Source organism: Sphingomonas sp. AP28 (genome assembly GCF_056680455.1).
On the sequence record NZ_CM155283.1, the window covers coordinates 1803986 to 1830596 of the forward strand.

At 66.4% G+C, this 26611-nt stretch carries 20 protein-coding genes; 10 read left to right on the top strand and 10 right to left on the bottom strand.

The features are described 5' to 3' along the window. Positions 1–550: 550 nt before the first annotated feature. The 4 genes from AC1MH0_RS08155 (at position 551) to AC1MH0_RS08170 (ending at position 4577) form a co-directional block, all read left to right on the top strand. The gene (locus AC1MH0_RS08155; protein WP_056051639.1) at positions 551–1906 is read left to right on the top strand and encodes a M48 family metalloprotease; all 1356 of its coding nucleotides are present in this window, start codon (positions 551–553) and stop codon (positions 1904–1906) included. Beyond that, entirely contained in the window at positions 1903–2613 is a 711-nt protein-coding gene (locus AC1MH0_RS08160; RefSeq protein ID WP_480965457.1) for a DsbA family protein, read from the top strand. Before AC1MH0_RS08155 ends, AC1MH0_RS08160 begins: the two co-directional genes overlap by 4 nt. 145 nt (positions 2614–2758) lie before the next feature. Continuing rightward, positions 2759–3688 carry an ABC transporter ATP-binding protein gene (locus AC1MH0_RS08165; RefSeq protein WP_480965458.1) on the top strand — a complete coding sequence of 310 codons (930 nt, stop codon included), beginning with the start codon at positions 2759–2761 and terminating at the stop codon, positions 3686–3688. A 127-nt stretch (positions 3689–3815) separates the two neighbouring features. Then, a complete protein-coding gene (locus AC1MH0_RS08170) occupies positions 3816–4577 on the top strand; it encodes an ABC transporter permease (protein ID WP_060526780.1) in 762 nt (253 codons plus the stop codon). 147 nt (positions 4578–4724) lie between these two features. Here the strand turns inward: AC1MH0_RS08170 and AC1MH0_RS08175 are convergent, their stop codons facing one another. The 5 genes from AC1MH0_RS08175 to AC1MH0_RS08195 form a co-directional block, all read right to left on the bottom strand. Further along, positions 4725–6575, bottom strand: coding sequence for a CocE/NonD family hydrolase (locus tag AC1MH0_RS08175; RefSeq protein WP_480965459.1), 1851 nt, complete (start codon positions 6573–6575; stop codon positions 4725–4727). A 52-nt stretch (positions 6576–6627) separates the two neighbouring features. After that, positions 6628–7359 (bottom strand): CPBP family intramembrane glutamic endopeptidase, encoded by a 732-nt coding sequence (locus AC1MH0_RS08180; RefSeq protein ID WP_480965460.1) that lies wholly within the window; start codon positions 7357–7359, stop codon positions 6628–6630. Positions 7360–7624: 265 nt separating this feature from the next. Then, positions 7625–8596 carry a class II fructose-bisphosphatase gene (glpX, locus tag AC1MH0_RS08185; protein ID WP_480965461.1) on the bottom strand — a complete coding sequence of 324 codons (972 nt, stop codon included), beginning with the start codon at positions 8594–8596 and terminating at the stop codon, positions 7625–7627. Between the two features lie 61 nt (positions 8597–8657). After that, complete coding sequence (gene dapD, locus AC1MH0_RS08190; protein WP_480965462.1) at positions 8658–9476, bottom strand: 2,3,4,5-tetrahydropyridine-2,6-dicarboxylate N-succinyltransferase; 819 nt, start codon at positions 9474–9476, stop codon at positions 8658–8660. Next, entirely contained in the window at positions 9473–10150 is a 678-nt protein-coding gene (locus AC1MH0_RS08195) for a pyrimidine 5'-nucleotidase (protein ID WP_480965463.1), read from the bottom strand. Before AC1MH0_RS08195 ends, dapD begins: the two co-directional genes overlap by 4 nt. Positions 10151–10317: 167 nt before the next feature. On the opposite strand from AC1MH0_RS08195, the gene AC1MH0_RS08200 reads away from it, so the two are divergent. Together AC1MH0_RS08200 and AC1MH0_RS08205 are read left to right on the top strand one after the other, a co-directional pair. Next, positions 10318–12657 carry a S8 family peptidase gene (locus AC1MH0_RS08200; RefSeq protein WP_480965464.1) on the top strand — a complete coding sequence of 780 codons (2340 nt, stop codon included), beginning with the start codon at positions 10318–10320 and terminating at the stop codon, positions 12655–12657. Between the two features lie 189 nt (positions 12658–12846). Continuing rightward, on the top strand, positions 12847–13845 hold the full coding sequence (locus tag AC1MH0_RS08205) for an LLM class flavin-dependent oxidoreductase (protein ID WP_480965465.1): 999 nt from the start codon (positions 12847–12849) through the stop codon (positions 13843–13845). Between the two features lie 52 nt (positions 13846–13897). Here the strand turns inward: AC1MH0_RS08205 and AC1MH0_RS08210 are convergent, their stop codons facing one another. From AC1MH0_RS08210 to AC1MH0_RS08220, 3 genes are all read right to left on the bottom strand, one after another. Then, positions 13898–15514 carry a glycoside hydrolase family 43 protein gene (locus AC1MH0_RS08210; protein WP_480965466.1) on the bottom strand — a complete coding sequence of 539 codons (1617 nt, stop codon included), beginning with the start codon at positions 15512–15514 and terminating at the stop codon, positions 13898–13900. Further along, positions 15511–16752 carry an MFS transporter gene (locus AC1MH0_RS08215; protein ID WP_480965467.1) on the bottom strand — a complete coding sequence of 414 codons (1242 nt, stop codon included), beginning with the start codon at positions 16750–16752 and terminating at the stop codon, positions 15511–15513. The genes AC1MH0_RS08210 and AC1MH0_RS08215 overlap by 4 nt, the downstream gene beginning before the upstream one ends. Before the next feature lie 135 nt (positions 16753–16887). Then, positions 16888–18981 carry an alpha-L-arabinofuranosidase C-terminal domain-containing protein gene (locus AC1MH0_RS08220; protein ID WP_480965468.1) on the bottom strand — a complete coding sequence of 698 codons (2094 nt, stop codon included), beginning with the start codon at positions 18979–18981 and terminating at the stop codon, positions 16888–16890. 260 nt (positions 18982–19241) lie between these two features. Here AC1MH0_RS08220 and AC1MH0_RS08225 point away from each other — a divergent pair, with 260 nt between their 5' ends. The 3 genes from AC1MH0_RS08225 to AC1MH0_RS08235 all read left to right on the top strand — a co-directional run bounded on the left by AC1MH0_RS08225 (position 19242) and on the right by AC1MH0_RS08235 (position 24547). Further along, the gene (locus AC1MH0_RS08225; RefSeq protein ID WP_480965469.1) at positions 19242–20288 is read left to right on the top strand and encodes a LacI family DNA-binding transcriptional regulator; all 1047 of its coding nucleotides are present in this window, start codon (positions 19242–19244) and stop codon (positions 20286–20288) included. A gap of 177 nt (positions 20289–20465) precedes the next feature. Further along, positions 20466–23552 carry a TonB-dependent receptor plug domain-containing protein gene (locus tag AC1MH0_RS08230; RefSeq protein ID WP_480965470.1) on the top strand — a complete coding sequence of 1029 codons (3087 nt, stop codon included), beginning with the start codon at positions 20466–20468 and terminating at the stop codon, positions 23550–23552. A gap of 68 nt (positions 23553–23620) precedes the next feature. Then, positions 23621–24547, top strand: coding sequence for an alpha/beta hydrolase (locus AC1MH0_RS08235; protein WP_480965471.1), 927 nt, complete (start codon positions 23621–23623; stop codon positions 24545–24547). A gap of 95 nt (positions 24548–24642) precedes the next feature. Here AC1MH0_RS08235 and AC1MH0_RS08240 read toward each other — a convergent pair whose 3' ends face one another. After that, complete coding sequence (locus tag AC1MH0_RS08240) at positions 24643–25413, bottom strand: thermonuclease family protein (protein ID WP_480965472.1); 771 nt, start codon at positions 25411–25413, stop codon at positions 24643–24645. 111 nt (positions 25414–25524) lie between these two features. Here AC1MH0_RS08240 and AC1MH0_RS08245 point away from each other — a divergent pair, with 111 nt between their 5' ends. After that, entirely contained in the window at positions 25525–25677 is a 153-nt protein-coding gene (locus tag AC1MH0_RS08245; protein WP_480965473.1) for a hypothetical protein, read from the top strand. A 266-nt stretch (positions 25678–25943) separates the two neighbouring features. Here the strand turns inward: AC1MH0_RS08245 and AC1MH0_RS08250 are convergent, their stop codons facing one another. Beyond that, on the bottom strand, positions 25944–26609 hold the full coding sequence (locus tag AC1MH0_RS08250; protein WP_480965474.1) for an outer membrane protein: 666 nt from the start codon (positions 26607–26609) through the stop codon (positions 25944–25946). Between the last annotated feature and the right edge of the window lie 2 nt (positions 26610–26611).

The following is a 26611-nucleotide window of genomic DNA, read 5'->3' on the forward strand; positions in this document are numbered from 1 at the left end:
TGAGACCGCACGCTATCCGTCAGCATCCAAAGCCTCCCGTGGTAACGGCGAACGGCAAAAAGCTTGTATCCCCGCGAAGGCGGGGACCCAGACTGGGCACCCGCCTTCGCGGGTGAACAAGACACGAGAGCGACGCGAGGTTTGGGTTCCAGCGCCCAAAGTGAGACACTTCGGCATTCCCTCACCCACAACCACCCCGGCGAAGGCCGGGGCCCAGTTGGAGAGGTGGTAATAACGAAGCGCCGCCCACAGTTAGCGACGTGTCCCAACTGAACCCCGGCCTCCGCCGGGGAGGTGGCACATCATGGCGGCCCGACTCCCGCAAGGGCAGGCAAACACCAGCAAGCAGCGCGCGCGCGCGCCCCCCCCCTCAAACCCCTGTCCTACACACCCAAACCCTGCTCCCCTCCCCCAATGCCAAATGCCAAACCCCCATCCCCGCACCCCCGCAAAACCGCTCCCAGCGTCTGCACTTCCTATACTTCACTCTATCGCACGCCCGACCGCACGACCATTGCCCCCCCGCCCCCAATCGACGATACCCCGTAAAATGAAGCGCTTCGTAGCCGCCGCAGCCACCGCCCTCCTCCTCTGGACGACGCCCCTCCAGGCCCAGTCGATCCTTCGCGACGCCGAAACCGAAACCATGTTCGCGGAGATGTCGAACCCGCTGATCAAGGCGGCCGGGCTCTCGACGCGCGACGTGAAGGTCGTCCTCATCAATGACGAGTCGATCAACGCGTTCGTCGCCGGCGGCCAGACCGTCTACGTCCACTCAGGGCTCATCCAGGCCGCCGACAACGCCAACGAAGTCCAGGGCGTCATCGCGCACGAGCTCGGCCACATCGCCGACGGCCACGTCGTACTCGCCGACCGCGGCACCAAGCCCGCAATGGGCATGTACCTGCTCTCGATGGTCCTCGGCCTCGCCGCGATGGCGGCCGGTTCCGGCGAAGCAGGCGCGGGCATCATGGCGGCGGGCCAGCAGGCGGCGATGGGCAGCTACCTCTCGTTCAGCCGCGTCCAGGAGTCGACCGCCGACGCGACCGGCGCGAAATTCCTCCGCGAGGCGAACGTCTCCGGCCGCGGCATGCTCAGCTTCTTCAAGAAACTGCAGCAGCAGGAATACCGCTTCGGCACCGCCAACATCGATCCGTTCATGCAGTCGCATCCGCTCTCGGGCGAGCGCGTCGCGACGCTCACCGCCGACCTGCAAGCCTCGCCCGCCTGGGCCAACAAGCCCGACGCCGCGCTCGAAGAACGCTTCCGCCGCGTGAAGGCCAAGCTCGCCGGCTACGTCATGCCCGCCGACCAGACGCTGCAAGCCTACCCGCCCAGCAACCAGTCGATCTACGCCCACTACGCCCGCGCCTACGCGTATCACAAAGCCGGCTACCCCGACAAAGCCGACGCCGAAGCCAACGCACTGGTAAAGGCCGAGCCGACCGACCCGTATTTCCTCGAGATCAAGGGGCAGATCCTGCTCGAGGCGGGCAAGCCGACCGAATCGCTGGTCCCCCTGCGCGAAGCCACGGAAGGCTCGCGCAACAACCCGCTGATCGCCACCACCTTCGGCCACGCGCTGATCGCGACCGAGAACAAGGCGAACTACCCCGAGGCGACTCGCGTGTTGCGCACCGCGGTAGGTCGCGACGACCAGAACCCGTTCGCCTGGATGCAGCTCGGCACCGTCTACGAACTGACCGGGGATACGGCGCGCGCCGCGCTCGCCACCGCCGAACGCGCGAGCATGGGCGGCGACATGCGGACCGCCTCGGCGAGCGCGCAATATGCGCTGGCGAACATCCCGGCGAACACGACCGACTGGATCCGCGCACAGGATATCGCGATGGCCGCGCAGAACGAGATGGACGACAATCCCAAGCAGTATAAGCGCCGCAAATGAGCAAACTTACATTCCCGGCGATTGCTATTGCCGGCGCCGTCATCGGAGGCCTCGCGGTCTGGGGCTATGACCGCCAGGGCGGCGGCGTCGAGCGCGCGCAGGTCGAATCGATCGTCCACGACTATTTGCTGGCGCATCCTGAGATCCTCCCTGAGGCGATGGAGAAACTGCGCGACCGCGAGTCGGGCAAGACCGTCACCGCCAACCGCGACGCGATCGTCACGCCGTTCGGCAGCGCCTGGGCCGGCAACCCCAAGGGCGACGTCACGCTCGTCGAGTATTTCGACTATAATTGCGGATATTGCCGCGCGAGCCTGCCGATGATCGCCAAGCTGATCGCCGCCGACCCCAAGGTCCGCGTGGTCTTCCGCGAACTCCCAATCCTCAGCGCCGAAAGCCGCATCGCCGCCCGCGCCAGCCTCGCCGCCGCGCAACAGGGCAAGTTCGCCACCTTCCACGACGCGCTCTACGCCGGCGGCCCCGTCAGCGACGCCTCGATCGCCGCCGCCGCGGGCAAGGCCGGGGTCGACACCACACAGGCGAGCTTCGCCAAGACCGCCGACGCCGAGATCGCCAAGAACATGGAAACCGCCGCCAAGCTCGGCATGACCGGGACGCCCAGCTGGGTGGTCGGCGACCGAGTCCTGTCCGGCGCGTTGCCGCTAGAGGACCTGCAAAAAGCCGTAGCGGCAGCGCGGGCCGGCTAACCGTTCTCCTGCGAACGCAGGAGCCCAGGGTTACAAGGCGCAACGCCCGGTATCCTGGGCTCCTGCGTTCGCAGGAGAACAGGGCGGGAGCCCTTACTTTCCCCCCTCCCCACCCCCATCTTCCCCTCACGAAAAAGGGGTGCCAATGACCGAACCGATCCTGTCCATCGCGGGCGTCACCAAGACCTACAAGAGCGGCACCACAGCCCTCCACCCCGTCGACCTCGACATCCAGAAGGGCGAGATCTTCGCCCTCCTCGGCCCCAACGGCGCGGGCAAGACGACGCTCATCAGCATTATCTGCGGCATCGTCACGCCGTCCGCCGGCACGATCAAGGTGGCCGGCTACGACGCGATCCGCGACTATAAACAGGCACGCAGCCGCATCGGCCTCGTGCCCCAGGAACTTAACGTCGACATGTTCGAGACGGTGCTCGCCACCGTCACCTTCAGCCGCCGCCTGTTCGGTCGCTCGGGCCACAGCGACTACATCGAACAGGTGCTCCGCGACCTCTCGCTCTGGGACAAGCGCGACGCGAAGATCCGCGAACTCTCCGGCGGGATGAAGCGCCGCGTCCTGATCGCGAAAGCCCTCGCGCACGAACCCGAAATCCTGTTCCTCGACGAACCCACCGCGGGCGTCGACGTGGCGCTGCGCCGCGACATGTGGAAGCTCGTCCACCGCCTGCGCGAAGGCGGCACGACGATCATCCTGACGACGCATTACATCGAGGAAGCCGAGGAAATGGCCGACCGCGTCGGGGTCATCAACAAGGGCAAGCTGCTGCTCGTCGACGACAAGGCGTCGCTGATGAAGAAGCTCGGCAAGCGCGAACTCGATATCGCGCTCCAGGACCCGATGACGGCGCTTCCCCCGGAACTCGCCGACTGGGACCTGTCGCTGGAAGACGACGGCAAGCGACTGCGCTATGTGTTCGATGCGCAGGCCGACCACACCGGCATCCCGTCGCTGCTGCGCAAACTCAGCGGACTCGGCATCGGCTTCAAGGATCTCGAAACCAGCAAATCGAGCCTAGAAGACATCTTCGTCGATCTCGTCGGAGACCGCGCATGACCATCTCAAAAACCCTCCGTCACCCCGGACTCGTTCCGGGGTCCACCGTGCCGCAAACCAACGGCTCGAAGATTATGCGGAACGGTGGATGCCGGAACGAGCCCGGCATGACGGAAGGGACACGCGCATGAATACCCATGGCATCTGGGCGATCTATCGCTTCGAAATGGCGCGCGCGCTGCGCACCCTGTGGCAGAGCCTCGTCACGCCCGTTCTGACTACCTCGCTGTATTTCATCGTCTTCGGCGGTGCGATCGGCAGCCGGATGCAGCAGGTCGGCGGCGTCGGCTATGGCAGCTTCATCGTTCCCGGCCTGATCATGCTTTCACTGCTCACGCAGAGCATCTCGAACGCGTCGATCGGAATCTACTTCCCCAAATTCACCGGCACGATCTATGAGCTGTTGTCGGCGCCCGTCTCGGCGATGGAGATGGTGATCGGCTATGTCGGCGCGGCGACCACCAAGTCGGTGATCCTCGGGCTGATCATCCTCGCGACCGCGTCGTTCTTCGTGCCGCTGCGAATCGAGCACCCGTTCGCGATGATCGCGTTCCTCATCCTGACCGCGGTCGCGTTCAGCCTGTTCGGGTTCATCATCGGCGTATGGGCGAACGGCTTCGAGCAATTGAACTTCGTCCCCGCGCTGCTGATCACGCCGCTGACGTTCCTCGGCGGCGCGTTCTATTCGATCGACATGCTGCCCCAGCCCTGGCGCACGTTCAGCCTCTTCAACCCGGTCGTCTACCTGGTGAGCGGCTTCCGCTGGAGCTTCTTCGGGGTAGGCGACGTTGCGGTCGGGGTCAGCCTGGCGGTGACGGCGGGCTTCCTCGCGGCATGCCTGATCGCGATCGCATGGATCTTCAAGACCGGCTGGCGGATGAAGAACTGATCGGAGAAAGAACTACCACCCCGGCGGAGGCCGGGGCCCAATTGGTGAGGTTGCAGTAACGACGCGCTGTCTTTCGTTAGCAGCGTTTCCCAATTGGGCCCGGGCCTTCGCCGGGGTGGTGCGTACGTGCTGATCGACCGTTAAACCCTAGCGCATAACCGGCAACGTGATCCGCGAGCCCGCGCAGACCTTCTGCATCGCCTTCACGTAATCCGCCGCCTTCGCCCGCCCGATGTTCGGCACGAAAGACTGCGGGTTGCGGTCGATCATCGGGAACCAGCTCGACTGCACCTGCACCATGATCCGGTGCCCCGCCTTGAACACATGGTCATGGTCACGCAGCGGCACGTCCCACGCGACGACCTTCCCCGGCACCAGCGGTAGCGGCGCCGTATCGCTCGCCAGGAAGCGCCCGCGCCGCACCTCCATCGCGATCGGCAACTGATACCCGTTGAGCGTCCGGGCATAGTCGCCCGGCTGAAGGCTACGGCCCGTCATCGACTCGGTATCGTCGGGCAGCACATCGATCAGCTTCACTACAAAATCGCTGTCCGTCCCGCTCGTCGAAGCCCGCAACGTCGCGGACAGTGCTCCCGTCACGGTCAGGTCCGTGGTCAGGGGTTCCGACACATACCCCAGCACATCGGGCCGGTGATCGACGAAACGCTGGTCGTCCGCCTCCCACCACGCCCAGTCCGGGCTGGCATACGTCGCCGACATCGGTCGCCGGCGGAACGGCACCGGGTTCGCCGGATCGGACACGTAGTCGCGACATCCCTCGCCAGCGGCCGGCGCGGTGAACGACAGGCTGCCGTCCGCATGCAGATACAGCTCGGTCGTCTTCGCGCCCGTCGGAGGCCAAGCCGCATAGGTCTTCCACACGTTCGACCCCGACTGGAACATCTTCGCCGCAAAGTCCGGCCGTGGGCCCTTGCCGTGCAGCCAGTATGCGAAGAACGGCGCCTGGATCTGCTCCTGGAACTGCGTGCCGCTCGCCGTGCCAAGCGGGATCGGCCCGAGATGATCGGCCACCCCCTGCCACCCGCCATGCCGCCAAGGCCCCGCCACCATCTGCGCCAAGTGGTTCGGATCGTTGCGCTTCTGCCGCGCGTAGATCTGCCACGAACCCCAAGGATCCTCCTGATCCCAGAACCCGGCGACATTCAGCGTCGGCACGGTCGTCTTGCCGAGCGCATCGGTCCAGCGTTGCGCGGTATAGAACGCATCATGATTGGGGTGATCGAGCAGCGACGTGAACATCGGCACGCGTCCCTTGAACACGTTGCGATCGATCGCCTCCGCCGAGCCCGCCTTGAGGAAATAATCGTAGGTATCGCTCGGATACGCAAAGTCGGAATTCTTCGTCTTGTCGAGTTGCAGCGACGACACCCAGTCGGTCGCATAGCTCAACCGCAGCGCGCCGTTGCGGTGCAGGTCGTCCGACTGCCAGTAATCGATCCACGCCGCCTGCGGGGATACCGCCTTCAGCGCCGGATGTGGGTGTGCCAGCGCAACGGCAGCGGCAAAACCGGGGTACGACACGCCCCACATGCCGACCTTGCCATTGTTGGCGGGGACGTTCTTCACGAGCCAGCCGACAGTGTCGTAGGCGTCGGTCGCTTCGTCGACCACTTTAGGATCGCCGGGGTGGACCGCAGTCGACAGCGTGAAGACGCCGTCGGACTTGAACCGCCCGCGCATCGACTGGAACACGAACACATAGCCGTCCTTCATCAACGGCGCGAAGCGATCGGTGGTGGGAAACGGCGCATCGGGCACGCCGTAGGGCGTTCGCTGGAGGAGGATCGGCAGCGGCCCGGTCATGCCGCGCGGCCGCATGATGACCGTCTGCAACTTCGCCCCGTCGCGCATCGGCACCATCACCTCTTCGAAGGTAAAGGGGGATTGGGTGGCGGCTTGCGGCGCGGACTGCGCGAGCGTGGCGGCCGGGACGGCTGCGGTGACGGCAAGCGCGAGCAGGAGGGCGTGACGCGACATGGAATTCCCTTCGTAGACCGTGCCTCGATTGGACGAACCCGGACCTACGAAGTCAAGCCGCGCGCCACGCTCCGGTCAACATCGGGCGCAATACCAGCGAGTTGAGATCGATCAGCGCGTGCAGGACCATCGCCAGCCACAGCTCCCCGGTCATCAGATACACCGCCGCCATCAGCGCGCCGACCAGCGTGGTCGCGATCACGCCCGCCCGCCCCTGATACAGATGCATCGCGCCAAACGCCGCGATCGCGACGCCGAACGCGACGAACGCGCTACCGGATACGAGCGCGACCAGCAGCGGCAGGAACAGGCGGAAGGCGAGCTCCTCGGAGATGCCCGCCGCGATCGACATGGCCGCGGCATGCGCGATCTCCGGCCGGTTGCGCGGGAGCAGCGAGCCGACATTGCCGACAGTCTTGAGGATACGCCAGTTGCGCCGCGTCGCGAGCACCGCGCCGATGATCAGGCCACCCAGCGCGCTGCCGCCGATCATGCCGAGCAGTTCCGCGCGGCTGTTGCCTTGGAAGCTGGGCAGGAGCGTGCGGAGGGCGTCGAACTCGGGCGGCACGGTGACGAGCGCGTCGAGGCGGCCGAGCAGGGCCAGTCCGATCACCGCCGGCAGGACGAAGCCGATCGCGGCCTTGGCGATCCACAGGCGGTAGGTCTTCTGGCGCGAGGCTGTGTCGGAGAGGCGCTTGATCCGGCGGTAGCCGAGCAGGTCGCCCTTGAGGAACCAGACGAGGCTCATGATCGTGACGAGGAGGAGGACGTTGGGAAGGATCATGCCGACACTTCGCCTTTACTGCGTTCCACCGCTCGGCCTGCTTGTTCTCCCGCGAAGGCGGGAGCCCAGTCTGGGTCCCCGCCTTCGCGGGGACCCATTGTTGGCTGGTTCACCACCCTCACACAGCGCTCCACCCCGGCGAAGGCCGGGGCCCAGTTGGGGAACGTTGCTGACTACGGGCAACGCTCGGTTACTCCGACCTTGCCACCTGGGCCCCGGCCTTCGCCGGGGTGGAGCTTACTTTGCAACTGGGAATGTCGCCAAATCAATCAGTCCGATGCTCACCCTTCACCCACCGCACCGTCCCCGAAGACGCCCGCATCACCACGCTCTCGGTGGTCATCTTGCCCTTCTTGCGCTTCACGCCAGCCAGCAACGACCCATCCGTAACCCCGGTCGCCGCAAAGATGCAGTCGCCCTTCGCCAGTTCCGAAAGGTCATACTGCTTGTCGAGATCGGTGATCCCCCACTTCGCAGCACGCCCACGCTCGTCGTCGTTGCGGAACAGCAACCGCCCCTTGAACTGCCCACCGACGCAGCGCAGCGCCGCGCATGCCAGCACGCCCTCGGGAGCACCACCCGAACCCATGTACACGTCGACCGTGGTCTCGGGATCGGACGTCGCGATCACGCCGGCGACGTCGCCGTCACCGATCAGCATGATGCCGCAGCCGACCTGGCGCAGTTCCGCGATCAACGCCTCGTGACGCGGCCGGTCGAGCACGCACACGATCAGGTCGCGCGCCGGCACGCCCTTGGCGGCGGCGACGGCGTTGATGTTCTCGGTCGGCGTCTTGTCGAGATCGATGATGCCCTCGGGATAGCCCGGCCCGACCGCGATCTTGTCCATGTAGACGTCCGGCGCGTTGAGCAGCCCGCCCTCTTCGGCGATCGCCAGCACGGCGAGGCTGTTCGGCCCCGCGGTCGCGCAGATCGTCGTGCCTTCCAAGGGATCGAGCGCGATGTCGATCTTCGGGGCCTTGCCGATCGCCGAGCCGACCTTCTCGCCGATGAACAGCATCGGGGCCTCGTCGCGCTCGCCCTCGCCGATCACCACGGTGCCGTCCATGTACAGCGAGTTGAGCGCCTCGCGCATCGCTTCGACCGCCGCCGCATCCGCTGCTTTCTCGTCGCCACGCCCGACGAGCGTGGAGGCGGCGATCGCCGCCGCCTCGGTCACGCGGACCATTTCGAGGACGAGTACGCGGTCGAGAACCTGGCTGGCGGCAGCGGTCAAAGTCTATCTCCTCGGTATGTTTCGTCCCGGATAGGCAGCGGCCATCCGGTTGTCGACCCGATCAGTCCCTCAGCAGGTCGTTGATCGAGGTTTTGGAACGCGTTTGCGCATCGACACGCTTGACGATCACCGCGCAGTACAACGCCGGCTTGCCGTCCCCGCCACCGATCGAGCCCGGCACGACGACGGAATAGGGCGGCACTTCGCCCTTGAACACTTCGCCAGTCGCGCGGTCGATGATTTTGGTCGAGGCGCCCAGATACACGCCCATCGACAGCACTGCGCCCTCGCCGACGCGGACGCCCTCCGCCACTTCCGCGCGCGCGCCGATGAACGCGCCGTCGCCGATGATGACGGGGTCGGCCTGCAACGGCTCAAGCACGCCGCCGATGCCGGCACCACCCGACAGATGCACGTTCTTGCCGATCTGCGCGCACGACCCGACCGTCGCCCAGGCGTCGACCATCGTGCCCTCGCCGACATACGCGCCGATGTTGACGAAGCTTGGCATCAGGATCGCGCCCTTGGCGATGAAGCTGCCACGGCGAGCGACCGCGCCAGGAACGACGCGGATGCCCGCCGAACGGAACTCGGTCTCGCCCCAGGTCGAGAACTTCGACGGCACCTTGTCGAACCCCGGGGACCCCGCCGAACCGCCGTCGATCACGACGTTGTCGTTGAGCCGGAACGAGAGCAGCACGGCCTTCTTGAGCCACTGGTTGACCTGCCAGCCGTCAGCAGTCGGCTCGGCAACGCGCGCGGTCCCTGCGTCCAGCATCGCCAGCGCGGACTCGACCGCCTCGCGAACCTCGCCCTTGGTATCCAGGCCAAGGTTCGCGCGGTCGTCCCAGGCGGCGTCGATGATGGTCTGCAAGGTCATGATGTCTCCAGGATGGTTTCGAGCCATGGCGCAAGCACCGGCACGGTAAAATCGATGTGATCGCGCGCCGCGTCGGGCGATTGTTCGGAGCCGTTGTCGATCCACACGGTGGTCATCCCGATCGCCTTGGCCGGCGTCAAATTGCGCGCCATGTCGTCGGCGAACAGCGACTCCCGCGGATCGATGTCGAACGCCGCGCAGAACCCTGCATAGGCCGACGCATGCGGCTTCGGCATCAGGTTCATCGCGTGGATGTCGTGGATCGCATCGAAGCTCTCGCCGAGCCCGAGCCGGTCGAGGATCTTGAGCGCATAGGGCTTGTCGCCATTGGTGAAGACGAGTTTCCGGCCCGGCAGCTTGGCGATCGCGGCGACCAGCGGCGCGTCGTGCTCCAACACGTCCATCTCGATGTCGTGGACATGCGCCAGGAACGTGTGCGGATCGACTTGATGCTCGGCCATCAGCCCCGACAGCGTCGTGCCGTGATTGTGGAAATACCCCTTCTGCACGCGTCGCGCCTCGTCATGCTCGAGCCCGAGCAGGTCCTGGATGAACCCGGTCATCCGCGCGTCGACCTGCGCGAACAGGTCCGCGCTCGCCGGGTACAGCGTGTTGTCGAGATCGAAGATCCAGTTGCGGACATGATTTAGGCGGGGGTCAAGGCGGACAGGCATCGACCGGAACCTCTACGGACCGCGGCGCGCGGCGACAAGCGGTGCACGAGCCGGAACTTCGTCGACGACGTTCCCCATGAGTTTCGCCGGCTCAATTCCCGAAGTTTACGATCGCGTAACCCTTTGCATTCCAGTACGTTACGGCAAATTACAAAAGGGCGGGATTGATGCGCGGCACGAGAGCGGGGCTGCTGAGATCGGCGGCATTGGCGAACGGCCTGTTGCTAGCCGCCTGCGGAGGCGGTGGCGGCGGGATCAACAGCATACCGGCGCCGCCCACGGCGTCGACGCCGACTCCAACGCCAGCCCCGACTCCAGCACCTACCCCGGCGCCGACACCTACGCCTGCCCCCACTCCGGCCCCCACACCCACGCCAACCCCGTCGAGCGATACCAGCGAATATCGCGCCACCGTCGGCGCGGTCTCGATGAACGCGCTTGCGGCTTACAAGGTGGGTGCGACCGGCAAGGGGATCGGCGTCGGCGTGATCGACAGCGGCATCGACCTGCAAAGCCAGGAATTCGGCAGCCGCGTCTCGTCCGCCTCGCAGGACGTCGCCGGCAATACCTCGATCGACGACGAGGGCGGCCATGGCACCGCAGTCGCGTTCACGCTGGCAGGCCGCAGAAACGGCGCGGGATCGCACGGCGTGGCGTTCGACGCGACGCTGATCGTCCTGCGCGCCGATCGCCCGGGCACTTGCGCCACGGCCAGCAAGGACGACGACGAATCGGGCTGTAAATTCCCTACCGACGCGATCACCCGCGGCCTCGACGCGGCACGCACGGCGGGTGCCAAGGTCGTCAACATTTCGCTCGGCGGCTCCGAGATGCCGCAAAGCCTGAAGGATGCGGTCGGTCGCGCGACTGCCGCCGGCCTGGTCGTCGTGATCGCGGCCGGCAACGACGGCTCGACCAACCCCGATCCGTTCACCAATATCGCCGGCGAAGCGCAGGGCCGAAACCAGGTCATCATCGCCGGCTCGGTCGGGGCGAGCGACGGCATCTCGACGTTCAGCGACCGCGCCGGCACCAGCGCCGCGCATTTCCTCACCGCGGTCGGCGAAAGTGTCCGCGCGCCCGACCAGAAAGACACCGCCTATCTCTGGTCCGGCACGTCGTTCGCCGCACCGCAGATTTCCGGCGCGGTCGCGTTGCTCGCACAGGCCTTCCCCAACCTCAGCGGGGCGCAGATCGTCGACATCCTGTTCAAGAGCGCACGCGACGTCGGCGCACTAGGTGTGGACTCGGTTTACGGCAATGGCGTGCTCGACCTGACGCGCGCCTTCCAGCCGCTCGGCACGACCTCGATCGCGGGATCGAAAGCGGTCGTCTCGACCACCGGCAACGGATCGCTGTCCGCAGCGATGGGCGACGCCGCGCAAGGCGAACTCGGCGCGGTCATCCTCGATGGCTATAGCCGCGCGTTCGCGATCGACCTCGCCAAGACGATCGCCCGCCGCAGCCCGGACCGCTCGCTCGGCGGCGCGCTGCAGTCGCGGTTCCGCACGGTCGCACTGGCGCAGGGCGGCATGACCGTGTCGATGACACTAGCCCCGCGCGCGAACGGCGACGTCGCGCTCGATCGCACCTCGCTGTCGAAAGCCGACGCGACCAGCGCGCGGGCGATCGCGGGGATGGTGACGCAGCGGCTCGGCAGCACGCTGTCGTTCGGCTTCGGATTCGCGCAGGGATCGAACGCCCTCAGCGCGCAACTGTCCGGCCAGTCCGAGCCCGCCTTCCTGATCGCCAACGCCGGCGGGATGGGCTTCGACAGCAACATCCGTGCCTCCAGCGCGATGCGGCAGAGCGTCGGTGGGTTCGGCTTCACCGCGGGCATCGAGAATGGCGACGTCCTGACGCAGCGTGACGGCGACCTCCGCCTGCGCGACCGCTGGCAGCGCTCCGGCTACAACCGCGCCTCTCTGACCATCGACCGCCGCTTCGGCGCGCTGTCGACGATGGTGGCCGCCACCCGGATGGACGAGCACGACACCGTTCTCGGCGCGCGCTTCGACGCGGCGCTGGGCGCGACACGCGCGGCGACCTGGTTCCTGGATACGAAGGCGCGGTTCGATGCCGGCGCCGGCTGGAGCATCGGCGGATCGATGCGCCAGGGCTGGACCCGCGCGGCGGCGCGCGGCGGGTTGAGCGGCGACGGCCTCGTCCGCACCAACGCGTTCGCGGCCGACATCGGCAAGGACGGCGTGTTCGGTCACGACAGCATCGGCCTCCGCATCGCGCAACCGTTGCGAGTTGCGCGCGGCGGGATCGACCTCGGGCTGCCGACCTATTTCGACTACGCCAGCAACACCGTCACCGACTGGACCACGCAACGCCTCAACCTCGCCCCACAAGGCCGCGAGTTGGACGTTGAACTGCGCTACGGCCTCCCCGCGTTCGGCGGTGGCCTGGACACCAATCTGTTCTTCCGCCGCGACCCCGGCAACTTCGCCGCGCTCCCCAACGATTACGGCATGGCGATGCGGTACAGCCTGGGCTTCTGACTCTTCCCCCCTCCCTGGAAGGGAGGGGCCGGGGGTGGGTAGGCCCGCTTGAGCCACTCCCCGGCGAACACGCGGAACCCGACCCACCCCCAACCCCTCCCTTCCAGGGAGGGGAGCAGGTTCGGCTTCGTCGCAAACCATTCGACCCAAACACTGGATAAGCTACCGCTCGGTACCTATCTCTGCCGCATGACACGCTATTCCCTGCTCGATCTGGTCCCCGTCATCGAAGGCGGCACCGTCTCCCAATCGCTCGCCAACGCGGCCGACCTCGCGCGGCACGCCGAGAGCGTCGGGTTCCAGCGCTACTGGGTCGCCGAACACCACGGCATGACCGGCATCGCGTCGGCCGCGACCGCGGTCGTGATCGCGCACATCGCCGCCGCCACGAAGACCATCCGCGTCGGCTCGGGCGGCATCATGCTCCCCAACCACGCGCCGCTGACGATCGCCGAGCAGTTCGGCACGCTCGACGCGCTGTTCCCCGGCCGGATCGACTTGGGCCTCGGCCGCGCGTCCGGTTCGGATCAGCGCGTCGCGCGTGCGATGCGCCGCACGCTCGAGACCGACGCCAACGCCTTCCCGCAGGACGTGATGGAGCTCCAGAGCTACTTCGCCAACGATGGCCAGACCGGCATCGTCGCGACCCCGGGCGCAGGCGCGGACGTCGAGATGTGGATCCTCGGCTCAAGCACGTTCGGCGCGCAATTGGCGGCTGCGCTCGGCCTGCCCTACGCGTTCGCCTCACACTTCGCGCCCGACGCGCTCGATGCCGCACTGGCGATCTACCGCCGCGACTTCCGCCCCTCGGCACGCCTGACGAAACCGCACGTCATGGCCGGCTTCAACGTGTTCGCGGCCGCGACCGACGCGGAAGCGGAACTGCTCGCCACCTCGCAGCAACAGTCGTTCGTCGCGCTCCGCACCGGCAACCCCGGCAAGATGAAGCCCCCCCTCGCCGGCTACCGCGAGTCGCTCGGTGCGCAGGGCAACCAGATCCTCGACCACGTGCTGCAATGCTCGGCGGTCGGCAGCCCGGCCAAGGTCGCGCGCGGCATCGCGGCGTTCGTCGAGCGGACCGGCGTCGACGAGGTCATGGTCACCAGCGCGATCTACGACCACGAAGCACGCAAGCAGAGCCTCTCGATCACCGCCGACGTGATGCAGGACTTGAAGATCGCCGCATAAGGCTGGCCAGTAATCACGGACTGAACGGGGATCAACGCCGCGTTCAGTCCGTTCAGTCGCCGCCGGCTTCGACATACTCGAAATAGCTGAAATCGGCCGGTTCACCTGCGCCCGACATATCCTGGCAGGCCACTCCGACAAAGGCACCGGTGAAGTTGGGCAGGCCCGGCAGGGTCGCCTCGTCCGACAGGATACTCGCGTCGAACCGGTCCGCGAGCCAAGTCCACGCGCTCGATCCCGCGCTCCGGTATCCGAAGCGAAGGCTTTCGTGATCCACCTCGACCCGCAGTCCGATCGGTCCCGCGTCGATCGCGATCGGCTGGGTGATCACGCTGCTGCCGAGCGGGGTCGGTATCGCCGACAGCACCTGCAGCACGCGCCGGCCATCGTCGTCGGCGGTGACGTGCAAATAATGGAACTTGGTCGAATTATAGTAGCAGACCAGCCCCGCCGCCTGCTGGAAGTGACGTGGTTCGAACGTCACGAGCGTCTCGGCGGCATAGGCGAACGCCTGCTGCCGGCGCGCGACCAGCGACTGCGTGAAGTGGCTCCCGATCGTCTCGCGGCCGTAGAGGCGCAGATAGCCGGGCCGCGCGGTCAGGCTGAACAACTGGTCGGCATCCGGGGTGCGCAGCCACTGAAAGGCTTCGGGCAACATAGCGGTATCGAACACGCTGCGGTCGCGCCGCGGTTCGGGAGCGGCCGACGCCGCACCCTCCTCCACGACCTGTGCCGGACTCGCATCGCCGTCGAGCGTCCGCAGCCATCCGTCCTCGCCCCAGCGCATCGGCTGGATCGCGGTCTCGCGGCCCAGCACGCACCGGTCACTGACGGGCAGCGGCCGCCCGCACAGATACACCATCCAGGTTTCGCCGGTCGGCGTTTCGACCAGATCGCCGTGCCCGGTTCGTTGCAACTGCACGCCCTGCTTGCCCGTCGCGGTCAGTACCGGGCCATCGGGATGCACCTCGTACGGGCCGAACAGCGACCGTGCCCGCGCCATCACGACGGCATGATTGCGCTCGGTGCCGCCCTCGGCGACCAGCAGGTGATACCAGCCATCGCGTTTGTAGAGGTGCGGGCCCTCGGTGAAGCCAAGCGACGTGCCCTCGAAGATCATGCGACGGTCGCCGAGCATGTCGCCCGATGCGAGATCGATCTCCTGCGCGACGATCCCGGCAAAGCGCCGCCCGCCCGGCCGGTGGTCCCACAGCATGTTGAGCAGCCAGCTTCGCCCGTCATCGTCATGGAACAGCGCCGGATCGAAGCCGCTGCTGTTGAGGTGGACGGGATCGGACCACGGTCCGTCGATATGCTCCGCCGTGACCCAGTAATTATGGAAATCGCGCAGCGACGCCCCCCGCGCACCGTCGATCGTGGTCTGGCCGTAGCGCTTCACGTCGGTGTAGATCAGGTGGAACCGGCCGTTCGCGTGGCTCAGGTCCGGCGCCCAGACTCCGCACGAGTCCGGGTTGCCGCGCATGTCCAGCTGGCTCGCGCGGTTGAGCGGCCGCGTCACCAGCCGCCAGTTCGCGAGGTCGCGCGAATGGTGGATCTGGACGCCCGGATACCATTCGAAGGTCGAGGTCGCGACGTAATAATCGTCGCCGACGCGGACGATCGACGGGTCCGGATTGAAGCCGGGCAGGATCGGATTTCGAATAGTCATGCGGGCTTTCGTATCAGGACCCAGAGGAGTGCGGCGCCGACCAGGTCGAGCAGTCCGAGCAGGATGAAGAACGGCTGGTAGCCGACCTCCGCGACCATCGAGCCGAGCACCAGCGTGAAGATCAGCACGCCGAGATTGGCGGCGGTGCCCGACATTCCCGTCGCGGTCGCCACCTGGTCCTGCGGGAACAGGTCCGACGACAGCGTGATGACCGTTACCGACAGTGTCTGGTGCGCGAAACCGCCGAGGCACAGCAGCGCGATCGCCGCGATCGGGCTGGTCACCGTGCCGACGAACATCATCCCCGTCATCAGCACCGCACCCACCGTGAAGGCGCCACGCCGCGCATCGATCAGGTCGACGCCGCGCCGTTGCAGCCACGCTACCACGATCGTCCCGAACAGGCATCCGAGGTCCGCCGCCAGGAACGGCAGCCACGCGAACATCGCGATCTGGCCGAGATCGAAATGGCGCACCTGCACGAGGTATAGCGGCATCCAGAACGACAGCATGCCCCACACGGGATCGGCGAGGAACCGCGCCGCCGCGATCGCCCACAGGTTACGACGCCGCAGCAGTTCGCCGAGCGGCGGACGCTTGCGATGCGTGGCGAGCGATGCCTCCTGTCCTTCGACGATCAGCGTGCGTTCCGCCGGCGACAGCCGTCGATGTTTTGCGGGCGGCGCATACCAGAACAGCCACGCGATCACCCACACCAGCCCGAGCGCGCCGGCGATGAAGAAGGCCGCGCGCCAGCTATGGTTGAGTACCGCCCAGGCGACCAGCGGCGGCGCGAACACGGCGCCGAACGAGGCCCCGATCTGATAGATGCCGCCCGCGACACCGCGCTCTCGTGCCGGAAACCATTCGGCGACCAGCTTCATACCCGCGGGCTGCGCCGATCCCTCGACCAGCCCCAGCGCGCCGCGCAGGCCGGCGAATCCCATCCAGCCGGTCGCCAGTCCGTGCGCCATCGTGATCAGCGACCAGACCGTGACGAACAGCGTGAAGCCGATCTTCAGCCCGACCACGTCGAGCACATAGCCGGCAAGCGGCTGGAACATGATACCGATCTGGAATGCGCCGGTGATCCAGGAATATTCGGCGGCGCTGATATGCTGCTCGGCCATGATCGCCGGCGCCGCGACGCCGAGCACGCTGCGTGCAAGATAGTTGATGACCATCGCCACCACGAACAGGCCGATGATGGTCCAGCGGATATTCCTGAAGCGCCGCACCCTCACCCCCTCGGTAACGTTATCATCGCGTGGTAGCCGCCGACGCTCGCCTTAGGCAAGCATTGCTGCTGCAAAAACGCGTCGAATTGCGGTCGAGAGCAACTGGAGCCATGCGCGGCGCGGTCGCGGTCCGGCTCAGTGCGCCGCCGCGATCGGCAATTCGTAGATCGCCGCGGAGATCGCCGGTACCATCACGGTGCGTGTCCCCGCCACCTTGCTTTTGACGATCGTCACGCCGCTTGGGGACGCAATGGTGTTCGCCGCCTCCACCGTCTTGCCGGTCATGACCCAGCGCCTGCCGCCGCCTCGCAGCCTCATGCCGGAAATCGCAAGGTTCAGTCGCTGTGGCTGGAACGTCGCGTTCACCACTGCGAGGCGCAGTTTGGTGCCGTCCGGCGACAGCCCGGCGATCACGTCGAGCGGATAGGTCGGGCTGCCCGCGCGCACTTTGGGATGCGCATGGCCGACCGGGTACTTCGGCTCTGGTTGCGGTACATCGCCATCGACCTTCAGCGGAACCGTCCCGGCGCCGAAATGCTCGCCGTACAGCTTGAACACGGTGCCAGTGGCGTTGAGAGTCGCGGCGGATGGCGAGATGTCCATCGTCGACACGCCGGTGGTGAACGCCGACATCGTCAGGAAATCGGTGTGGCGGAGCATCTCCTGAAATACCATCGCATAGGCCAGCGAGGATTTCAGCGTCGGCGGCCCCGCCATGTACGCATATTCGTCGATCGACAGGAACGTCTTGGCGGCGCGGATCTTCGGGAACTTCGTTTCGTAGATCGCCCATTCCTCCGCCTCCATGCGGACATGGTTCGAGGGCGAACGAACGAACTCGATAAGCTCGTCGGCGGCCGGCGCATCGGGTCGCTTCTCCGCGCGATCATACCAATGCTCGGTGATGCCGTCGAAATTGCCCCATGCCTTGGCGAAGAAGCCGCCGGTCCAGTCCTCCTCGGTACCGAACTTCGCCTGGATGCTCTCGATCGACGAGTTCTGTTGCACGCCCTTCGGATGCAACTGGTCGGGCATCGCGCCCGATGCGATCAGCGTTATCGACGGGTCCTTCGCGCGCATCGCCTTCGCAAATTCATTGTGCTTGATCGTGAAGTAATCGAGCGAGGTCTTGCCGATCTGCCACCAGCCGAACGGTTCGTTGCCGATGTTCCACCATTTGACGCGGTAGGGCTCGGGATGACCGTTCGCCACACGCTTCGCGCCCCATTCGGAGGTCGCCGCGCCGTTGAGATATTCGACCTCCTCGGCCGCAGAGTTCGCATCGCCCAGCCCGGCATTGACCGTGACATAGGGTTCGACGCCCAGGATACGCGTCAGGTCCATCCATTCGTCCATGCCGAGATCGTTCGGCTGCATCGCGCTCCAAGCGTGATCGAACATCGGCGGGCGGGCGTCGCGGGGCCCGATCGCCTCATGCCAGTCCCAGTCGGACAGGAAATTTCCGCCGGGCAAGCGCCAGAAGCCCGAGTTCAGCGACTCCGCGATCGCGGTCGTATCCGCACGCCAGCCATTGACGTTGTCCGCCGGCATTAGCGACACCACGCCGACCCGAAACACGGCCGTACCGGTGGAGGGGCCAGTGCCGGTGATCTCCAACCGTGCATCGGTCGCCGCCGCGGTCGGCGTGAACGCAAAGCTGGCCTCGCTCCAGTCCGCGCCCGGCGTCGGCAACGGCACGACCTGCCGGTCCTGCGGCCTATCGCCCCAGACCAACGTTACCGTCACCGCCACGCCCGGCTCGCCACTCAGCTTGAGCTTGCCGACATACCGCCGGTCGCGGACGACCTCGATCCCGCCTTGGCCGATGCCGGTGACATGGTCGGGGGACACCGCGATCCGCGCGCTCTGCGTGCCGACGTACGGATGCTGCGTGTCCATCGTCACGGCCGCGTCGCCGCCGATCGGGCGCCATTTGCGGTAGACGACACCGGGCCGCCCTTCGGCATTGACCGGTGGTGGCGCGTCGCTGGCGGCCGGGCCGATCGGATAATAGAATTTGCGGTCGTCGAGCATCTCCGCCCACAGCGTCCGCGCGACCAGTCCGCCGATCGGTTCGATGAACATGCCGTATTCATAGGGTGTAACGGCCGCAGACCGCGCCGTTGCGTCGATCCGGACGGCGATCGGCTGAGCCCGTTGCGCCTCGGCCGAAACCAAGACCGTGACTTGACCCGCGAACAGGACGAACGCTGCGACGACCGGTTTCATCGATCTCTCCCCTTGGTGCGTGCTCGCCATTCCGGCGATGATCGCGACGCGCCGGTTCGATCCCGATGTCGCAGCGCATGTCCAGATAGATTACGCAGACTAATGATAACGTCAACATGAGTGTTCGGCGGGTCGGCATACTCTGGTCGAGATCCGACCAACTTGCATCGCGGGGCCAAAGGTCTAGGTCGCTTCGTCGTGTATGGTTCGTATTGAGGGGCTCGACGTGACGATCGTCGGGCGGGGTTGAAGGGATCGGTGTGAAGGAACGCGCTCGGCGCTCGCGCAGCCCGACGATCATCGATGTCGCCGCGCAGGCCGGGGTATCGCCGATGACCGTGTCGCGCGTCATCAACGGCCGCGCCAGCGTCGATCCGACCACGCGCGCCAGCGTTCAGGACGCGATCGACGCGCTCGGCTACACGCCGAACCTCGCCGCGCGCAGCCTGGTCACGTCCACCGAACTCAAGATCGGCGTGATCTACGCCAACCCGAGCGCCGCGTTCATGAGCGACTTCCTCACCGGTGTGTTCGAGGAGGCCTCGATCCGCGGAGCGCGCTTGATCCTGCTGAAGGGCGAGGACGGCCGTCCGCCCAGCCCCGCTGCACTGGAGAACCTGGTCGCAACCGGCATCTCCGGCATGATCTGCGCGCCGCCGTTGAGCGAGTCCGCCGCGGTCCTCGACGTGTTGCGCAAGGCGCGCGTGCCGGTGGCGGCGGTCGGCGCGCACGATGTCGACAACGTGATCTGCGTCCGTATCGACGATCGTCTCGCCGCGTACGAGATGACGCGCGAGCTGATCGCGATGGGTCACCGTCGGCTCGGGTTCGTCGTCGGCAACCCCGACCAGGTCGCCAGTTTGAAACGGCTCGACGGCTTCTACGCCGCGGTGCGCGAACATCCTGGCGTTCGCGCGACGATCGCGCAGGGCGATTTCAGCTTTGCCTCGGGACTCGCCGCCGGCGACCAGTTGCTCCAGGCCGATCCGCCCCCCACCGCGATCTTCGCGAGCAACGACGACATGGCCGCCGCTGTCGTCTCGGTCGCGCATCGGCGACAGCTTGACGTGCCGCGCGAACTGACGGTCGTCGGGTTCGACGATACCACCGCCGCCGTGATGCTGTGGCCGCCGCTGACGACGGTTCACCAGCCGGTCCGCCGACTCGCCGCGGAAGCGCTCGGCCTTCTGGTCGCGGAGATCGCAACGCCGCCGAGAACCCAGCCCACGCGCGCCGACCGTGTGCTGGATCACGGCATCGTCAAGCGGCAGTCGACATCGCCGCCCCAGGACGACGCCGCGCCGTAAGTCTCTCGGCGCGTCTCCCCGTGCCCTGTTTTGCCCCGCTGATAGTATGAGTATTGACTCTCCCGCAACGCCGCCGCATTGTTGCGTGGTAACGTTATCAAACAGTAACATCGAGTTGCGGGATGACGATGCGGGAACGTCAGTGACATGGCGCGCCGTCAAAAGGGGTAGGATGCAATGGTTTCCAGAATCACGACTCCGTCGGATCACGCTCGCGCCGGCCGTCGCACAGAACAGACCTGGTTTTCGGCAGCGGCGGCGCGGTCGACGTCTACGCGCTCCAGCCCGACCGCCCGTCGTTTGCACGCGCTGATCGCCGGTTCCAGCAGCGTCGTCGCGCTCGTCCTCTCGCTATACTCGGCACCATCCTTCGCACAGGCCACCGCGCCGCAAACCACCGACCCGGTCGCCGCCGCGGGGCAAGTCGTCGAGACGCCACAGTCCGCCGAGTCCGACGCCGTCAGAACGGCCGACATCATCGTCACAGGCTCCCGTATCCAGTCGAGCGGCTTTACTGCCCCGACCCCGACCACGGTCATCAGCGAAGCCGATATCCAGAACAACGCGCAGCCCAACATCTTCACGACGATCGCGCAGCTGCCGTCGTTGCAGGGATCGAGCGGCTCGGCGACCAACACGTTCAGCACGTCGAGCGGCCAGCAGGGGCTGAGTTCGTTCTCACTCCGCGGCCTCGGCACGATCCGCACGCTCACCCTGATCGACGGCCAGCGCGTCGTCGGCGCCTATTACACCGGCGTGACCGACGTCAGCCTGCTCCCGCAATTGCTGATCAAGCGGGTCGACGTCGTCAACGGCGGCGCGTCGGCATCCTACGGATCGGACGCGGTCGGCGGCGTCGTCAATTTCATCACCGACACGCATTTCACGGGCTTCAAGGGCAATATCCAGGGGGGCATCACCAATTACGGCGACGATGGGCAGGGCCTGGCGCAGTTCGCCGCAGGGCGAAGCTACCTGAACGATCGCCTGCACCTCGTCGTCAGCGGTGAATATGCCAAGGAAGCGGGCGTCGGCCCCGGCGATTTCGGCACCGATCTCGCCGGTGGTCGCGACTGGTTCACGCAGACGACGATGATCAACCGCAACGTCACCAACGACGGATCGCCGCAATATGTGATGCGCGACTTCGCCCAGCCGTACAACTTCACCAAATACGGCCTCATCACCGCCGGCCCGCTGCAGGGCACCGCGTTCGACCAGAGCGGGCGCCCCTTCCAGTTCCAGTACGGCTCGAACGGCGTGCCCGCGCGGGACAAGTCCGGCGCGGTCAAGGGCTGCTTCCCCGGCTTCTGCGTCGGCGGCGACCTGTCCGGGAACATCGATACCGGCCGCACGCTGCAATCGGCGATCCAGCGCCTCGATAGCTATGGTCGCCTCGGCTACGACTTCGCGACCGACAACGAGGTCTATGTCAGCGTCAATGTCGGCCAGGTGAAGACGCACAACCAGCCCACCAACGGGGCCAACCGACCCGGCCTGACGATCCAGTGCGCCAACCCGTTCGTCCCGGCGTCGATCCAGGCGGCATGCGCGACCGCGGGGATCACCGACTTCCAGTACGGCGCCAGCGTCGCCGTACTGCCCAACACCGAGGTCCATACCGACCGCCGCCAATACCGTGTCGTCGGCGGTCTGAAGGGCAAGTTCCAACTCGGCGGCTCGCCCTGGACCTATGACGCCTATTACGAGCGCGGCATCACCGATACCGCGATCGACGTCGACGACATCGTCCTCACGCCGCACTTCAACCAGGCGATTCAGGCGATCACGCTCAACGGCGCCATCGTCTGCGCCAATCCGGTCGCGCGCGCCAATGGCTGTATACCGCTCAACATCATCGGCGGCGCAACCCCCTCCGAAGCCGCACGCCGGTACGTGCAGCCCGAGAACGGCCCGATCCAGCGGCTTCATTTGACACAGGACGTCGCGAGTCTCGCCTTCTCCGGCACCCCCTTGGAGCTGTGGGCAGGCCCCTTGTCGGTCGCGTTCGGCGGCGAATATCGCAAGGAATTCTACAAGGTCCGCGCCGATGCGTACGGCGCCGGCGTCTCCGCACTCAGCCCGTATACCAGCGAATACCCTGCCGACCCGACCCTGCTGGCGGCGGGTAACAACTGGTACGCCGGCAACTACAAGAACGGCACCGGTGCCTACGACGTGAAGGAGGCGTTCCTCGAACTCGACGTCCCGCTCTTCAAATCTGACACCATGGGCCGGGCCAACATCAACGGCGCGGCGCGGATCACCGACTACAGCACGTCGGGCCGGATCTGGACGTGGAAGATCGGCGGAACCTGGGACACGCCGCTCAACGGCCTGCGCCTGCGCGGCGTCACCTCGCGCGACGTTCGCGCACCGAATCTATCGGAGCTGTTCGCCGCCCCGGTGACGACGACGCTGCCGAACTTTCTCGACCCTGCGCGCAACGTCAACGTCGTCGCCATCCAGAACGCGATCGGCAACCCCGCTCTCACGCCCGAGATCGCGCGCAATACCGAAGTCGGCGCGGTCTACGCCAACCCGTCCTGGCTGCCGGGGTTCAGCGCCTCGGTCGATTACTATAATATCAAGGTCATGGACGTGATCTCCAGCCTTGGCGCGGCGCAGATCGTCGACCTGTGCTTTCGCAATATCCTGCCCGAGACGTGCAGCGCCTATAATTTGAACAACACCGCCGGACCCAATTTCATCAACACACAGGCGTTCAACCTCGCCTCGATCAAGACCGACGGCTTCGATATCGAGGCTAGCTATCGGTGGCGGCGCCCGCTCGGCATCGACGGCACTTTCACGCTGCGCGGCCTGGCCACGCACATCCGCAAGTTCGTCACGGATACCGGCCTGCCGGGCACGATCCCGACCGATGGCGCCGGCGTCAACCTGGGCGCGACACCGCGCTGGAAGCTGCTCGCAGTCCAGGCGTTCAATAACGATCGCTTCGGCCTGACGGTGCAGGAACGCTGGTTCAGCGACGGCAATTACGGCAACCAGTACGTCGTCTGCGCGCCCGGCACCTGCCCGCTGTCGACCACGACCGCGCCGACCATCGACCGCAACTTCATGCCAGGCGCCTTCTATCTCGACGTCGGCGGAACGTACAACATCACCAAACAGGTGTCCGGCTATTTCAAGGTCGACAACGTGTTCGATCACGACCCGGCAGCCTCGCCGCAGAATGCCAATCCGGCCTTGTACGACATCGTCGGTCGCATCTACCGTGTCGGCGTCCGCTTCTCGTTCTGACGTCCCACGTCTACCCACGCCTGCCGTGCGAATGGCGGCAGGCACGCCCCCTCGACAGGAGACCCGGCATGCGTACGTGCGCCTTTACGATTGCCGTCATGATGCTGGGTTCGTCCGGGGTCGCGCAGACCGGCGGTACCCCCGCGACACGACCAGCGCCGCAGGAACGCGGATCGGGCGGCTACCCCGCCATCTTCGAGGAGCGAGCGGACCTGCCCGACCATGTCGTCTACCGCCCGGCGAACCTCGGTACGCTGGGTAGGACCAGGATCGGCATCTACGTCTTCGGCAATGGCGGATGCAGCGCGGACGGCACGAGTTCGCGCAACCACCTGCTGGAGATCGCCTCGCACGGCTATCTCGTGATCGCGTCGGGCACGATCCCCAAGCCGAAAGTCGCCGCCGCTACACCATCCCCGCCCCCAACACCCGGCGCGAAGCTGACCTCGGCAACGCCGACACGCGCTTTGACCGACGCGATCGACTGGGCGCAGCGCGAGAATGCCCGCGCCGGCAGTCCGTTCAAGGGTAGGATCGCCACCACCGAGATCGCGGCGTCCGGCTGGAGTTGCGGCGGCTTGCAGGCATTGTCCGCAGCGCAGGATCCGCGCGTGACGACCGCGGTGATCATGAACAGCGGCTTCTTTCCCGAAGGCGCGAACCCGATCGGCGGCGTGGTGTCCGACAAGGCGTTGCTGAAGACGCTGCACGGCTCGATCCTCTACGTCCTGGGCGGCCCGACAGACATCGCGGCCGCGAACGGCACCGACGACTTCCGGCGGATCGACCAGATCCCCGCGGCGCTGGTCAACATACCGGTCGGCCATGGCGGCACCTACATGCAGCCCAACGGCGGCATCGCGGCGGAGGTAGTAACCGCGTGGCTGGACTGGCGGCTGAAGAACGACCGAACCGCCGCAGCACGCTTCGTCGGCAAGGACTGCGGCTTCTGCAACGATTCTCGGCTCACGATCGAGCGTAAGCGCTTCGACTAGCCGGGCAGGTCGCCTGGTGACGGACTGAGAGATGGAAACCCCAGTTCTCGACCGCAACGTCGGTGAATGAAACGGCGCTCACCACCGGGCGCGGATCAAAACCAGCCGGTTCGACACCAGGGCGCGCGCTTGCCGCCGCCGTAACGCCGCGCAAGCCCGGTCCGCACCAACGCCTCGCCCAGCGACTTCCCGTCGCGCTCGACGATGCGCAGTTTGCGGCCATAGCGATCGACGTCGCGCTTGATCGGGACCAGCGTGAAGGGGCCGGCGTTGAGCAGCGCCTGCATCTTCAGCGTGGCGGCCTTGCCGGCGCGCGCTTCGGACGCACAGCGGGGCGGATGAGTTTCGGGCGTGTCGATGTCGGCGATGCGGATCTTGGTCCCTGCCATCCAGAAGGTGTCGCCGTCGACCATGCAGTCGATCCGCTTGGCATGGCCGCATATCGTGAAGCGCGCGGATACCGCCTTGCCGCCCGACAGCGCGGAGGCGGCGGCAGCGGCGGTCGACGCCGCACTCGCGACGCCTGCCGCCGTGGCCAGCGCCCCGGTGGTGGTGGAAGCGGCGGCGGCGGCAGCGTTTGCGGAAGTCGACGCGTCCGCCGCGGCAGCGTCCGCGGCCTTGCTCCAGCCGCCCGGCACACGCAGATGCCCGGCGGGCCAGGCGATCCCGAACCCGCTGGGCCATTCGACCTTCAAGCCTGGCGGCACCAGAGCCGCCCAGTCGATCTGGCGGATCACCGGCACCATCAGCCCGAGCAGCACGCCGTAGAATACCAGGCGGAGTTGCAGCAGGACTCCGGGCGCCGGGCGTCGACCGGATCCACCGCGGCGCGTGGCGCCAGCGCGATCACCACTCAGCAACCGCATGAAATCAAACACATACTCCATCGTCCCTCGCGCGTACGCGCGCGCGCGACGATGTCACCTCACGGCGGCGAAGGTTGCGACGGGCGGAGTCGGAAACGAGGCGAACGCATCGTGAACATTGACCGGATGCACATCTCGGGTGCGATAACCGGTGTGCGTTGCCGCATCAGCGTCGTGCCGGAGCAACTTCATGGGGGCGTCCAGCATCCCTGGAACGCGGCGTGGGCACGAGCGATGCTGCTGTCCTACATCGGCGAGCCGTGATCAGATGCGGCGTGAGCATGGCATCCATCCGCATTCGGACGACCGATTACGACGCTGTCGAGCGATGTGCGCAACCGCGCCAGCGTGTGAACTTTGTGCACTTCCGCGCCATCCGGGCATCGGTGAAGCTGCGATGGCGGGCGTTCGAACCGCTCGATCGGGACTCGAAAGCCCGACGGCCCCAGACACACGAAGGGCGGAAAATGGCCTTGACCATTCCCCGCCCTCGTTACGCGCCCAGCTTTTCCCTCTTGCGAGGCAAAGGCTTAGAAGTGCGTGATGATGCCGAGCATCGGACGGAAGCTCTGCGCGTCGCCGAAGGTGTTGACCTCGGCGCGGATGCGGAAGCCTGCGTTGCCGGTGATGCCCTTCAGGCCGATGCTCTGCGGACCGACTTCTGCGCCGATGCCGTAGGTGATCGCGCTGTAGTCACGACCGGTGTCGCCGCCGTTGGTCGAGCGTGCCGAGAACTTGTCGAAGTTGACCCACTGGTAGCCGACCTTGCCGTAGATCAGGCCGCTGTCGCCAGCGCGGAAGCCGAAACGGCCTGCTGCGCCATATTCCCAATCGATGTTGCCTTCGATGCCCTTGATGACGTTGCCTTCAGCACCGACGAAAACCGGGCCGAGGGGGATGTTCACGCCAAGGACGCCCTGGACCAGCGAACCCGATGGCTTGTAGCCGCGACGGGTCGAACCGTCGGCGTTCAGCGCCTGCGGGATGCCGTGGCCGCGCTCGTTGTCGAACTGCTCCCAGCCGCCCATCACGCCGAAATACGGCTCGATGCCGAATGCCTTCGAGCCGTCCGGAGCGGCTGCTTCGCCGGGCTGTGCGCTGTTGTCGACGGGTGCCGGTGCCGACATGTCCTGCGCGAAGGCGGGAAAAGCGACCGTTGCGGCGGCAAGGGCGATTGCCAGGGAAAGCTTACGCATGG

Bases quoted from the DNA above. Each gene is read 5' to 3' on its own strand.
- AC1MH0_RS08155 (WP_056051639.1), top strand. From the start codon at position 551: ATGAAGCGCTTCGTAGCCGCCGCAGCCACCGCCCTCCTCCTCTGGACG.
- AC1MH0_RS08160 (WP_480965457.1), top strand. From the start codon at position 1,903: ATGAGCAAACTTACATTCCCGGCGATTGCTATTGCCGGCGCCGTCATC.
- AC1MH0_RS08165 (WP_480965458.1), top strand. From the start codon at position 2,759: ATGACCGAACCGATCCTGTCCATCGCGGGCGTCACCAAGACCTACAAG.
- AC1MH0_RS08170 (WP_060526780.1), top strand. From the start codon at position 3,816: ATGAATACCCATGGCATCTGGGCGATCTATCGCTTCGAAATGGCGCGC.
- AC1MH0_RS08175 (WP_480965459.1), bottom strand. From the start codon at position 6,575: ATGTCGCGTCACGCCCTCCTGCTCGCGCTTGCCGTCACCGCAGCCGTC.
- AC1MH0_RS08180 (WP_480965460.1), bottom strand. From the start codon at position 7,359: ATGATCCTTCCCAACGTCCTCCTCCTCGTCACGATCATGAGCCTCGTC.
- dapD (WP_480965462.1), bottom strand. From the start codon at position 9,476: ATGACCTTGCAGACCATCATCGACGCCGCCTGGGACGACCGCGCGAAC.
- AC1MH0_RS08195 (WP_480965463.1), bottom strand. From the start codon at position 10,150: ATGCCTGTCCGCCTTGACCCCCGCCTAAATCATGTCCGCAACTGGATC.
- AC1MH0_RS08200 (WP_480965464.1), top strand. From the start codon at position 10,318: ATGCGCGGCACGAGAGCGGGGCTGCTGAGATCGGCGGCATTGGCGAAC.
- AC1MH0_RS08205 (WP_480965465.1), top strand. From the start codon at position 12,847: ATGACACGCTATTCCCTGCTCGATCTGGTCCCCGTCATCGAAGGCGGC.
- AC1MH0_RS08210 (WP_480965466.1), bottom strand. From the start codon at position 15,514: ATGACTATTCGAAATCCGATCCTGCCCGGCTTCAATCCGGACCCGTCG.
- AC1MH0_RS08220 (WP_480965468.1), bottom strand. From the start codon at position 18,981: ATGAAACCGGTCGTCGCAGCGTTCGTCCTGTTCGCGGGTCAAGTCACG.
- AC1MH0_RS08230 (WP_480965470.1), top strand. From the start codon at position 20,466: ATGGTTTCCAGAATCACGACTCCGTCGGATCACGCTCGCGCCGGCCGT.
- AC1MH0_RS08235 (WP_480965471.1), top strand. From the start codon at position 23,621: ATGCGTACGTGCGCCTTTACGATTGCCGTCATGATGCTGGGTTCGTCC.
- AC1MH0_RS08240 (WP_480965472.1), bottom strand. From the start codon at position 25,413: ATGCGGTTGCTGAGTGGTGATCGCGCTGGCGCCACGCGCCGCGGTGGA.
- AC1MH0_RS08250 (WP_480965474.1), bottom strand. From the start codon at position 26,609: ATGCGTAAGCTTTCCCTGGCAATCGCCCTTGCCGCCGCAACGGTCGCT.